6 protein-coding genes and 1 pseudogene are annotated in these 12532 nt (G+C 63.1%); 2 read left to right on the forward strand and 5 right to left on the reverse strand.

What is annotated here, in order from left to right:
• The first annotated feature begins 84 nt into the window (after window positions 1-84).
• Window positions 85-2409, forward strand: coding sequence for a hypothetical protein (locus tag WAZ62_RS21915; RefSeq protein WP_422645644.1), 2325 nt, complete (start codon window positions 85-87; stop codon window positions 2407-2409).
• Window positions 2387-3637: a hypothetical protein gene (locus WAZ62_RS21920; protein WP_422645645.1), complete on the forward strand. Its 1251-nt coding sequence runs from the start codon at window positions 2387-2389 to the stop codon at window positions 3635-3637. The genes WAZ62_RS21915 and WAZ62_RS21920 overlap by 23 nt, the downstream gene beginning before the upstream one ends.
• A gap of 251 nt (window positions 3638-3888) precedes the next feature.
• On the opposite strand, the gene WAZ62_RS21925 is transcribed toward WAZ62_RS21920, so the two are convergent.
• The 5 genes and pseudogenes from WAZ62_RS21925 to WAZ62_RS21945 all read right to left on the reverse strand — a co-directional run.
• Complete coding sequence (locus tag WAZ62_RS21925; protein WP_422645646.1) at window positions 3889-6732, reverse strand: site-specific DNA-methyltransferase; 2844 nt, start codon at window positions 6730-6732, stop codon at window positions 3889-3891.
• Window positions 6732-7223 (reverse strand): BRO family protein, encoded by a 492-nt coding sequence (locus WAZ62_RS21930; protein WP_422645647.1) that lies wholly within the window; start codon window positions 7221-7223, stop codon window positions 6732-6734. The genes WAZ62_RS21925 and WAZ62_RS21930 overlap by 1 nt, the downstream gene beginning before the upstream one ends.
• Window positions 7220-9082 (reverse strand): GmrSD restriction endonuclease domain-containing protein, encoded by a 1863-nt coding sequence (locus WAZ62_RS21935; RefSeq protein ID WP_422645648.1) that lies wholly within the window; start codon window positions 9080-9082, stop codon window positions 7220-7222. The genes WAZ62_RS21930 and WAZ62_RS21935 overlap by 4 nt, the downstream gene beginning before the upstream one ends.
• Complete coding sequence (locus WAZ62_RS21940) at window positions 9082-12126, reverse strand: BPTD_3080 family restriction endonuclease (RefSeq protein ID WP_422645649.1); 3045 nt, start codon at window positions 12124-12126, stop codon at window positions 9082-9084. The genes WAZ62_RS21935 and WAZ62_RS21940 overlap by 1 nt, the downstream gene beginning before the upstream one ends.
• 274 nt (window positions 12127-12400) lie before the next feature.
• Window positions 12401-12532: pseudogene (locus WAZ62_RS21945) on the reverse strand (IS3 family transposase); the annotation flags it as partial.

The following is a 12532-nucleotide window of genomic DNA, read 5'->3' on the forward strand; positions in this document are numbered from 1 at the left end:
CTCGCTCCCGGACCAGCCTCACGGCCTCCAGCTTGAACTCTCGACTGAAACGTCTGCGTACCATTCGATGCCTCCAGTTCCATCATGACACCTAAACTCGGTGTCCGTGAAACCGGCAGCAGGCCACAGGTCCTGAGCGTTTACGTCGATACGCCACAGGTTCTGGTGATCAACTCGATCGCCTATCATGTGACACCATCGAAACCCGCGACCGTGCAGACCAACTGGCTGGGCCAGCTCACGGTGACGGCGCTGGCCAGCGCCCTGGCGTCGCCCGTGTTGACCATTTCGGGGACGATTTTCGGATCGGCGACCCTTGGGCCATTCCGTGCCGATCTGGACATGCACAAGCGGCTGGCGGGCCAGGACCCGAACTTCAAGATCACGGGTCAGCGCTTCATCGACGATGGCTTTCTGCCCCATGACACGCCGAAGGATGATGCCGACAGTTTCGCCGACGCCGTTCAGCAGATGAGCGGCGTCGCGGTCAATATCGCGACCGATCCCGCGCCGGCGGTCGGGTCCGGACCGGTCGCGTTCAAGCTCGACTATAGCGGCGGCAAGGCCGGATTCCGCTGCAGACCGCTCGGCGAGGCGGAGAGGGCCGCGCTGTTCGGTGGCGCGCCCGAGGGCATCACCAGCGTGTTCGGGGATGTCGCGAATTTCTTCAAGCACGTCTGGAACGATATCGAGGAAATCTATGTCCAGGTCGAGAACGCCGCCTCGAAAGTCGCCAAATTCGTCATGAAGGTCGCGGGCGAGGTGAAGAGTTTCATCCTGACGACGATCGATGACATCCGGGATGGCCTGGAGATGATCTTCCAGGCCATGGCCAAGTTCTTCGACGAGGTGATCGACTTCATCAAGAAGGTCATCGAATGGCTGAAGCTGCTGTTCAACTGGAAGAACATCGTGCGTTCCAAGCGCGTGCTGTCCTATCTGTTCGAGCAGAACCTCGCGAATATCAGGACGGGTCTGGGGCCGAGCGGTGCGCTGCAGACCTGGATCAACGGGCAGTTCGCCACGCTTCAGGGATCGATCGAGTCCTATTTCCATTCGATCGAGTCGATCTTCGGCCCGGACAACACGTTCAATAGCTTCGTGCCGTCGTCGGCCGGCCAGGATAATCCTCAATTGTCCGGCTCGCCGCCGCTCGAGGCGGCGCCCCTCGACACGCAATGGCAGGCCAACGGGGTTCAAAACACCTATGTGCTGAACAAGGCGATCGCCGGCCTGCCGGATGCGCTCACGGAGGCCATGGCGGAGTTCCAGGGCGACGATCTCGGCCAGCAGCTGATCGATGCGTTCAACAATGCCATTCCCACCGGCGAGTTCGAGGAATCGCTGAAGACACTCATGGCGTTCTTCAAGGAGGTGAATTCCGTCGATTCCTTTTTCAATGTCGTAATCTATGCCTTCCTTGTCGCCGCCGAGGATGCGGTCCTCCTGATCATCGGGCTGATACAGGCGTTCATCGATGTCCTGTTGACGCTCGCGGGCGAGGCTGTCGCCCTCTTTCAGGCCTTTCTCACCAGGCGCATCAATATTCCCGTGCTGTCGAGCCTTTACGAGGTGATCGCCGGCGATCATCTCACCATGCTCGATCTGGGCTGCCTGATCCTCGCCGCGCCCGGGACGATCCTTTACGACATTCTCTACGGCCACGCGCCCTTTACCGATGACGACGTCAAGCGTTTCACCTCGATGCAGATCGTATGGCCCTGGGATCGGCCCATGGCCGGCGCCGGCAGCGCCAGCGAACAGTCCTCTCAGGACGAGCAGTTGTGGGCGACCGTTCTCTCCTTCGCCATTCTTGCCGGGGGGATCTATGGCCTTACCGACGTTGCTTGCGATGTCGGGAATGTCGGGCAGCAGGCTGTTTCCGGAAGTGCCGACGGGTCCGGTCCCTTAGGGATCGGCAACACGACCTACAGCACCCTTAATCTGATCGCCGCCTTTTCGAGCTGGGTACTGAATGGTCCCTGGCTGGACTCGTCCATGCATGAAACAACCGCGGCCGACAAGCTGAACTGGTCGGCCTGGGCGATGGGGTTGGTGCCGCTGTTCTCGGATTGCTGCTTCATGTTCGGCAGTCCCCAAAAGGAGTCCACGCGGTTTCAGCCCGGCGTCGGGCCCATCATCGTCACCGCGATCGGTCTGACCCAGCTCGCTGTCGGGATCGCGGCCGCGGTCGAGTTCAAGGGCAATCCCAACTTCAACCGGTGTAATCAGGCCGCGGTGGTGCTGGGACCCGTCGCCAACGTCGGCAAGGTGGCGACCTACATCGGCCATGCTGGTCCCGAGGCCGTGATCGTCGCCAGCGTGATCCTGGGCATTCTGGACGTCGGCAGCGACATCGGCGCCGCCATTCTCGGTGCCATCACCAATGGTGCCAGTTCGACAAACTGAGAAGGGAGCGATCATGCGCTATCGATTTGGCAATGGTGCCGGCATCGTCGCGTCGACCTGCCTGGTTCTTGGCGGCGGGGGGCCGGTCCTTGCTCAAAACCCGCCCGAGGTCAATGTGCCGGCCGGCATGATCAGCTACTTCACGCAGTCCGGCCAGAGCCAGTGTCCGGACGGCTGGCAGATCGCGAGCTACGCCGTCGGTTACCTGGCGCTCGCGGTCACCGACCCCGGGTCCGGTGGCGTGTCCGTGGGCGAAGCCCTGCAGGATCAGCAGCCACCGCAGCACGATCATGCCTATTCCGGCAATGCTCCGATCGATAGTCACAAGTCGGCCAGCGGTTCGGGCTCGACCTCGGGCATCAGCTCCTCGGGCAATCATTCGATCGAGGGGACGTCGACGAGCGATTCCATCAATTATCCGCTCCTGCAATACACCGTTTGCGAGGCGGCGTTACCAAGCGGAACCGATGACGTCCCCGTCGGCTCCTATGCATTCTTCAGCCCGTCGACCACGGCTTGCCCCGATGGCTGGGCCCCGGCGACGCCGTTCAATGGCTATTTTCCCCTGCCGGCGAACGCCCAATTCCGGATCGGGACCGTGAACGGATCGTCCATTCAGGTGAGTGCCTCGGCGAAGACGATCGGCCTGCCGACCCATTCGCACAGCTATTCCTCGACCATCGACATCGACAGCATCAGCTTCACCGGCATGGCGGGCTCCAGCAAGGCGAAGGGCGGGGCGTCGCCGGTTCCGGTGACGGCGACTCTCGGCCCCAATACGTCGCCCGTCATTCCGACCGTGGCCCTTCTGATGTGCGCGAAGACCCAGACTCTAAGCCTTTCCAGCAACATGCCCCTGGGCATGTCGGTGTTTTTTTCGGCGCAGCTCTGTCCGGCGAACTTCGGTATCGCCGCCGGCTCATCCGGCAATTTCCTCATTGGTATCGACGACAAGGGGACCCAGGGCGCGACATTCGGCGGTGCGCCCATTGCCTTCAACCAGACCGCCATGCCCAGCCATGTCCACGCGATGCCCGATGGGGCGCAGGTCGACCTCGGAAACAATTCGACCTGGGTACTCGGCGGCAATGACTACACCTTTGGAAAAGGGGGGAATTACGCCTATTCGGGGGCAAGCGACGCGACGGAGGTGGCGCTTCCCTATGCCCCCCTGATGCTTTGCACGGTGACGGCCCAGGACGGCCAGGCCAAGGCGCCGCCGCAGTAGGCCGGCACGGAAATCGGGCGCCTCCAGCATCGGCGGGAAATCCGCGCGGCGAGTTTGCGGCGCAGGTCCTCGGGCGACGACCAGGGGATGTGGTGGTATTGCCGCGTGTCGAAATGAACCTGGGCGATGGCGTCTTCACGGCAGGTGGAGATGATCGGGATGTTCAGACCAAGAGCGAAGCCGGTCTCGAAATAGACGCTGCTCTCTCGCCGCCGTCCCCCAGATGGGGCAGTTCCCGTCTTCCATCCCCGTCACTCCACCGCGAAGACTTTCATCACCTCGTCGCCGAGGTGGTTGATGACCTTGACCGCGATCCGGCCGGAGGTCGGCTTGGCGAAGGGGCGGGAGGTGTCGGCATAGAGGCTGTCCCAGGCGTCCTGGTCGATCTCGGCCTTGAGGGTGGTCTTCAGGGCCTTGTAGGGATCGTTGGCGCCGAGGAAATAGGCGTGGCGGACGAAGAAGCTCTCCTCGTTATAATCGGTGTCGAGCATCCAGAGGGCGATGCCGTCGGTGCCTTCCGAAACCACTTCGCCGGTCTGCGGCTTGAAGACATCGACGCCGAAGACGCGGACACGGATCAGGCCCTCGCCCGCGTCCTCGATCTTGATGTCCGGCTCGCCGAAGATGACGAAGAGATTGCCGTTGCCCGTGGTCTTCAGGTCGGTGCCCATGTGCAGGTCGGGGTTCATGCGCGCCTTGAGGACACGCACCCGGCCCAGTTTCTCGAATTCGGCCGATTGCGCGTCATAGGAAAAGGCGCAGGCGATCAGCACGTCGAAGCCGGCATCGCCCGCCTCCCGCGCGGCGGCGACGAGATCGGCGCGGGCGACGGTGCCGAATTCCGGGCCGATGAAAATGCCGGCGCGGCGCTCCTTCTCGCCTTCCATGAAGGTGCCTTCGGCGCAGATGAAATCGCCGGGCCAGCCGGTCAGGCCGGTGAAACTGATCTTGTCTTCCTTATGCGCCTGCTGCACCCCGGCGGCGCGCAGGTTCTCGAGGATCATCTGGGCGAAGTCGGTCAGGATGTCGTCGCGGGTGGGCGGGCCGCCCTTGCCCTCGCCGGCCCTGGTGATATCGATCAGCTCGTCGTTCCAGTCGACCGCCATGGTGCGGTGGGGCGACAGGCTTTCGACCGTGAAGGGTCCGGCCACGCGCACCCGGCCGCCATCGGCCACCGGCTTGTCGTAGAGAAATTCGAAATCCGCCTTGGCCGCGATCGAAGCGTCGATCTCCTTCTGGCGGGCGATGCGCGCCGCCCAGTAATCGGCCAGCGCCGCCCCGGCCGCCGCCGGCCAGCCCGCAGGCGCCTCCCTCGGCAATTCCCAGTCGAGGAAGCCATTCTTCGGCGCCGCCTCGCCCGAGGGCAGGGCCACCGTCTCGCCATCGGCGGCGGTGAAATCGATCGTCTTGCCCTCGCGCCCGCCCGTCGTGACCTTGAGGGGCGTCTTGTGGCCCTTCAGGGCGGCATTGACGCGGGCAAGCGCTTCCGTCACCGCCGGCAGGAACTTGTCCCAGATCACGTCGATCTCGGCATTGTTGGCGATCGATTTCAGGGTGATATGCGGCACCCGTTCATAGACGAAACCATGGCGCAGGTCGCCCCGCGTCACAGCGGATTTCGGCGGGCTGCGCGACAGTTTCGCCTCGGCCTGCTGGCCTTCCGGGCTGTCGGCCAACACATACCAGGGATAGCGCGCGCCCATCAGGCGCGAACGCGCCAGGGCGATCGCCACCCGGCTGGTATCCACGGTGATCCAGCGCCGCCCCCATTGCTCCGCCACATAGGCGGTGGTGCCGGAACCGCAGGTCGGGTCCAGCACGAGATCGCCGGGGTCGGTGGTCATCAGGATACAACGTTCTACAATTTTTGGAGTACTCTGGACCACATATACCTTTCCAACGGCACCGCCGACATCGTTCCAGTTATGTCCCAATTTGGTGACAGGGTAATCCTCCGCGAAAAACCTCATTCGAATCATCTTATCTTGTCGAATAACGCGACCCGCCCGATTAACACGATCTAGCTCAGGAACCGTAACTCCCCAGTGCCTGCTGTTTCCTGGGTGAAATATTTTACCATCAACGGCGAAGTTCACTGTCGTGGTTGTGCGGAAACCATCCGATGTTAGTGGGTATGCCGAATAATCATCCCTGTCCGTCGAAATTTTATTAGAATAACATTCACTGTATTCGTAAGTTCTTTTTAGGAAAAGAGATCTAAATTTAATTTTTTCGCGATCTCTTGCATACCAAATAATATTATCTGCATTGGTCTGAATTAATGCCCCTGTAGAATTCCCCGTTTTTTGGGCTGAGATGGAGGCAACATAACACCACTCCCCAAACACCTCGTCCATCAGCGCCCGCACCCGGTGCACATTCTCGTCGCCGATCTGGACGAAGATGGAGCCGCTGTCGGCCAGCAGGTCGCGGGCGACGGTCAGGCGGTCGCGAAGGTAAGTGAGATAGGAATGGATGCCGTCGCGCCAGGTGTCGCGGAAGGCGCGCACCTGTTCCGGCTCGCGGGTGACATGGTCCTTCGCGCCATCCTTCACGTCGCGGCTGGTGGTGGACCATTGGAAGTTACTGTTGAACCTGATGCCGTAGGGCGGATCGAAATAGATGCATTGCACCTGGCCGCGCAACCCTTCGCGTTCCGCCAGGCTGGCCATGACCGACAGGCTGTCGCCGCTGATCATGCGGTTCGACCAATGCTGGTCGTGCTGGTAGAATTCGGTCTTGGCCTCGATATCCGGCAGGCCGTTGAAATCGGCGAAAAGGTCGAGGGGCGGTGGGGCGGCGGCATCGGCGCGTTTCTTCGTCTCGCGCTTCAGGTCGTCGATGATGACCTTGGGGTGGACCTTTTCCTGGATATAGAGCGGCGGCGCCTGGACGATCAGGTCCGACCAGTCCTGCTCGTCCTTGCCGCGCCAGACCAGTTGCGGATCGAGATCGCGGTTGCGCCGTTCATAGGCGAGGCGGATGGGGCTGCGGTCCGCCACCTCCATCACGCTTTCCAGTTCGGCCGTCGGGATATTCTTCCGCTTGGCCGCGTCATGCCTCAGCGCATCGACTTCAATCGGTTTCTTCGCCATCAGTTCATTCCTGCGCCGGGTGCCATCAGTCGTCGACCGTATCGGGAAGCGTATCGGGTTTTTTCCGCGATTTCCGCTCGTCGGCGGCGAGGCGCCGTTCCACTTTCTTCGCGTCTTCGGCCGGCGGCAGATTTTCGGGGCGAATGCCCCGGTCGATCAGGGTCTGACGCACGGCCTTGTTTGGACGGATCGCCGTTCTGCGCGATCAGGTAGCAGGCGAAACGGGTGAGCATGAGATCGTCGATCTCGCGCTGGCTGCCCGAGCCGAGCTCGACCATTTTCCTGACGTCGGCAAAATGGTCCTCGGCCTCATGACCTGAAATTTCACAGGCGGTTTTCGCCTTCGACAGGACGTTGAGAAAATTCTCCCATTTGGCATAGCCCAGCAGACGCTGGATATCGCGGGCCAGCCAGAATTCCACGCCGCCATCGGTCTTGTGCGCGTGGTCCTCGAAGGTGCGGGTCAGGGAGTGGACGATTTCGGATTTCATGCCGCCTCCTCGTCTTCGCGGTTCGCGTCTTCGGGCGCCTCGAATTCCCGCTCGTTGCCGCCCAGGTCCAGCACCACCGGCTTGTCCATGGCCTTGCCGACGAGGGCGGTCAGCGCTTGCAGGCGGGCGTTGAAGAAACCGTCGAAATCGTCGGCGCGCAGATACGCCGGATCGATCAGATGGCTGCGCAGGATGGCGTCCAGCTTCTCCGGGGCGAGGCCCTGCTTCTTCTCGATCTTGCGCAGGTAGACGGAAGGGGCGTCGCCGCCGACCGACTGGTTGGAGTCCCGGGACAGGGGCGTCTTGTTCACGATCGAATTGAACACGGCGGGCGGAATGCCCCGCTTCCTGCACCAGGCCTGGGGGAAGATGTGGTGGATGTCGATGCTGTCCCTGAAGAAGGTGGCGATTTCCGCCGGCCGCTCGGTGATGAAATCCTTGCAGCCGTTCAGCATGATCAGGGCGTGCAGCGCCTTGTAGGCGGCGGAAATCCGCATCCGCAGGGATTTCAGCCGCTCCTGCTGGAAGACGGCTTCGCCGATCGAGGCCGGCACCCGGTCGTCATGCTCCAGCCAGTCGACCAATTCGTCGATATCGCGCGCGACGCGGCTTTCGGTCGATGAACCGTAGAGTTCGCCGCAGGCGATCGACCAGAACCAGCGCGCCAGCTTGGCCTTGGCCGCGGCGGTGCGGGCCCGGTTGCCGGCGATGGCGAAAACCCCCGCCAGGGTGACGATCTGGGGCGGATAGGGCACATCCTTGTCCCAGACGATCTTGTGTTCGATCAGGAAATCGCTGGCCGCGACGAAGCCCTGTTCGACGGCATCGGCATAGGTCCGATAGGCCGAAAGGGGCAGGGCCAGCAGCGCGTCGCGCCGGCAGGTGATCTGCGGCAATTCCTTGCCCTTCAGGCCTTCCCGCGCCTTGGCCGCCCGCAGATCGCGGGTGTGAAGCACGGTGCAGGCCTGCAGGAAATCGGTGCTGGCGATCTGCGACAGCACCCGGCGCGGTTGCTCGATGCCGATGATCCTCTGCCGGCGGCCTTGTGTCTTGCCGTCGGTGGCGCCATTCCAGTCGGCGCGCAGGTCGAAACTGTCGGCGGCATAGATGGCGGTCACCAGTTCGAAGGCATCCAGCTTCTTGCCGCCGACATTCACCTTTTCGAACACGAGGCAGATCGCCTCGCGGCTGTTGCGCCGGTCGAGGCGGATCAGCGGCATCTGATAGCGTTCGATGTGGTCGAGGACGCCGCGATAGAAATCGCGTTCGAGATCGGCGACATCGCGGCCCTGGCCGCGCCAATGGTCGCGCCAGCCGAAGAACCAGTCGCGGCTGTCGAAGGTGAGGTTCAGCGGAAAGTGATCCGCCGCATATTCCTTGTCCCGCGACGAGAGATCGAGCACCACGTCGCGGCCGAAATGGCTGCGGGTCACCCGGTCCTCGGGCACGCCGACGATCGCGTCCTCGATATTGGCGCCGCCCGCCACCGCCGCCTTCATGTCGAGATAATAGAAGCGCAGCACTTCGGTGCCCTTGCCCGTCCGCGTGCGAACCGGCCGCCGGGCATAGGTCGCCTGATAGAGCGACGTGATGCGTTGCTGTCCGTCCAGCAGCAATTCGTCGGGCAGGGTGCCACGGTCCGGCACGCCGGCCAGCAGGCGGGGCTTGAAGGCGACGTCGCCGCCCGATTGCAGGGTGAGCAGGGCACCGACCGGAAACCCCTTGGCGATCGAGGCGAGAAGGCTTTTCACATCCTCGTCGCCCCAGACATAGTCGCGCTGGAAATCCGGCAATTGCAGGCGCCCGTCGTCCGCCCGGCGGAGGAGGTCGCGCAGGTCTTCCTTGGTCGCGTCGAACATCAGGCGGCATCCTTCCCGATGATGCCGGCGACCAATGCGCCGAACTGCCGCTCGATCTCGTAAACCTCGCGGAATTCGGCGAAAGCCCAGCGGCCGTATTTGCCGATATTGTTCACCCCCGGCACCCAGTAGCCGCGCATGGTATTGGCCTTTTCCTTGGCATCCTCGCCCCTGTATCCCTTGATCTCCACGATCAGATGCAGGGGCTCGGCCTGGCCGTCGTCCAGCCGCACGATGAAATCGGGCAGATATTTCCGCGCAGTCGCGCCCATGAGATAAGGCACCTCGAGGCCGAGGCCCTGGTTCTTCACATAGGCGAGCGTGCGCGGATGGTTCTCGACCACGCGGCAGAATTCCGCCTCCCAATCGCTGTCGCAGACCGCCCAATCGACATGGCAGCGGTCGGCGCGCGTCTGCCAGCGCAGGGCCTTCGAGGTGGTGAAATTGACGAAGGCGCTGGAACCCGTCGGATTATAGGGATCGAGAATGGCCTTCACCGGCTGGCTGCCGGACAGGCCTTCGGTGATCGCGGCCTTGATCCGCTCCGCCGCCATGTCCGCCATTTCCTTGTAGAGGAGCTGGGCCGGATAGGTGCCGCCGGAACATTTCAGATAACCACCCTCCAGCCATTGCCGGGTGATCCGCTTCATCTGGCCGAAGAGATGCAGCTTGGGCGGCTCGCCGGGATCGCGATATTTGTCGTAGAGCAGGTGCCGCGTGAGATGGAACAGGATGGTCGAGGTCCGCACCTCGTGCAGATGCTCGATCGTCAGGTCCACGCCTTCGCCGATGATGCCCTGGTTCTTGGTGACCGAGGGGCCGACCAGATCGGGTGTCAGGTCCAGCACGTGATCGGGGCCGAACAGGGCCGTCACCCGATCCTCCGGCGGCTCGATCCGATAGCCCTCGACCCTTGGATAGATGATGGCCAGGGCATCGCGGTCCGGCCGCACGGCGTGGACGCGCACCGTCTCCCGCGGCCTGGCCGGTGGCGCCACCACGGGTTTGGCCGCGAAATCGAAAGGAATGCCCAGGATATCGGCATATTCGACGTTGAAACGATCCTCGTCATTCAGATCGTAGGATTGCCGGCGCAGGCCGCGGCCCACCACCTGCTCGCACAGCAATTGGGTGCCGAAGGCGCGAAGGCCGAGGATATGGGTGACCGTGTTGGCGTCCCAGCCCTCGGTCAGCATGGAAACCGAGACGACGCAGCGGACCTGCTCGCCCAGGCGGCCGGTCTTGCCGACCGTGTTCATCACCTCGCGCAGGAGGGCGGCATCGTCCAGCCTGTCGGCGGCCTGGGCATCGCCCGTCCGCTCGACCAGTTCGCGCTTGAACCGCTCGATCTCGCCCGCGTGGGCTTCGCGGAATTCCTTGCTGATCTCGCCGGATTCGAGCTGGGCGCTGTCGATCAGGATGGTATTGGGTCGGGGCAGCGGATTGCCATGCTCGTCGAAATTCCGGAACAGCGCGAGACGGCCGTTCTCGAGCGTCGTCGTGCCGTCGTCATTGTCGCGCTGGAAGCCGCTGATGTAATCGAAGACGAGTTCCGAGGTCGCCGTGTTGTTGCAGACGACGATGAAGACCGGCGGGATCTTGATGCCCGACTCTTGCCAGAGCCGATGGGTCTTCTCGTAGTGGCCATAGAGCGCATCGAGGGCGGAAAGGAGTTCCGTCGGCAGTTTCAGCGGATCGAGCTTGCGGCCGGAGGCGCTTCGCCCCTTCTTCGGCATCTGCTTGCCGATATGCTCCCAGAGATCGCGGAACATCGGCGTATCCCCGCCCGGCACATTGTCCGCGACGGGCACGCGGGGCAGTTTCACGATGCCGCATTCGATGGCATCCATCAGCGAGAAGTCGCTCATGGTCCAGGGAAACAAGGTTCCCTCGGCATAGCCCGAGCCGCGCAGGAAGAAGGGCGTCGCCGAGAGGTCGTAGACCATGGCGAGGCCGAGCTTGCGCTTCACCGCCTCCAGCCCGGAAATCCACAGGCGCGCGGCCTCGTTGGCTTCCTTGGCGGCCTCCCGGTCCTCGCCCTTCAGGTCGGCCTCGGTTTCGCCGGTGGCGTCCTTCACCCGTTCCCGGTAGCAGTGATGGGCCTCGTCGTTCAGGACGACGATGTTCTTCAGGCCCATCAGGTCCGGCATCACGCGCTGGACCATCTGGCCTTCGGTTTCGAGGGTCTGCAACGCCTCGTTCCGCCAGCCCTTCAGGGCATCGCGCGTGCCCTTGGCCAGGGCGATGCGCTCGCGCAGCTTGAAGGCGTGGTAATTGGTGATGACGATCTTCGCCTTGTCGATCTCGGCCAGCAGATCGGGCGGGACGATCTCACGGTTCCGGTAATAGCTGTCGGGGTCGTTCGGCAGGAGAACGCGCAGGCGGTCCTTGATCGTGATGCCGGGGGCGACGATCAGGAACCCGCGCGAGAATTGCCTGCTGTTCGGGTGGCGCACGGCATTGACCGTCTGCCAGGCGATCAGCATGGCCATCACGGTCGTCTTGCCGGCACCGGTCGCCAGCTTCAGCGCGACGCGCATCAGGTCGGGGTTGGCCTGCGCGTTCGCGCCTTCGAGATGCGCCCTGAACCTGGCCGAGCGCGCCCCCAGTTTCGGCGCGACTTCCGCCAGCCAGATCGCCGTTTCCACCGCCTCGATCTGGCAGAAGAAGGGCCGCACGCCCGAGAACTCGTGGTTGCGCCAATGCTGCAGCAGACGGGCGGTTTCCGGCGTTACCAGCCATTGCTCCGGATTGGGCAGGCGGCGCCAGGCATCCACATAGGTCCGGACCTCGTTGATGATCGGCGTCGGATTATATTCCTGCTCGTCCGTCGACAGGCCCTTGGCGTCGGCGAAGAGCATCTGACCCTGATCCTTGGCCTGACGCCGCTTTTTCGGCTTCGGGACAGGTGTGATCAGGTCGGAGCGCCGCCGCATCTCGATGATGCGCTGGGTCGGCTGGCCGTCCGCGTCCAACTCCCAGTGGCGATCCGGATAGGCATAGGGCGAGTTCAGAATCGGTTTCTCGAAGAATGCCTGACTCATTGCCGCCCCTGCCGATTCTCGCTTCGGCCGCCGACTGTAGGTTGAAGGGCGGGACAGGTCCAGCCTGCCTGCCGGGAACCGACACCCACAGCAAGCCTCGCCCAAGCCCGAACAACCCTTGGTGCATAATAGGGCTTCCACGGACGGGCCGGAATTCTCTAGTCTCTTCCCGGCATAGAGGTATGGGAGCGCGTCGAACCGCGCCGGGTTTGTCGGAGGCGGATTGATTTGAGTCACGCCGCCTGCGCCGTGTCTCGCTGTGCATAGTATCGCCGTTCCGCCTCGGCGCCGCGAACTGCCGGTTCACCAGATCCCGGGGGCAGCCATTGCCCCGGCTGCTCACCGTGGTCTTCACCGGCTTGCCGCGGATGGCGCCCCGAAGTCCCATCTCCTTCATCAGGCGGGC

This window comes from Zavarzinia sp., from assembly GCF_049306435.1.
Taxonomy (GTDB): Bacteria; Pseudomonadota; Alphaproteobacteria; order Zavarziniales; family Zavarziniaceae; genus Zavarzinia.

What these genes read in the sequence shown, in the direction of transcription:
- WAZ62_RS21940 (WP_422645649.1), bottom strand. Translation starts at nt 12,126, where the DNA reads ATGAGTCAGGCATTCTTCGAGAAACCGATTCTGAACTCGCCCTATGCC.
- WAZ62_RS21935 (WP_422645648.1), bottom strand. Translation starts at nt 9,082, where the DNA reads ATGTTCGACGCGACCAAGGAAGACCTGCGCGACCTCCTCCGCCGGGCG.
- WAZ62_RS21920 (WP_422645645.1), top strand. Translation starts at nt 2,387, where the DNA reads ATGGTGCCAGTTCGACAAACTGAGAAGGGAGCGATCATGCGCTATCGA.
- WAZ62_RS21930 (WP_422645647.1), bottom strand. Translation starts at nt 7,223, where the DNA reads ATGAAATCCGAAATCGTCCACTCCCTGACCCGCACCTTCGAGGACCAC.
- WAZ62_RS21915 (WP_422645644.1), top strand. Translation starts at nt 85, where the DNA reads ATGACACCTAAACTCGGTGTCCGTGAAACCGGCAGCAGGCCACAGGTC.
- WAZ62_RS21925 (WP_422645646.1), bottom strand. Translation starts at nt 6,732, where the DNA reads ATGGCGAAGAAACCGATTGAAGTCGATGCGCTGAGGCATGACGCGGCC.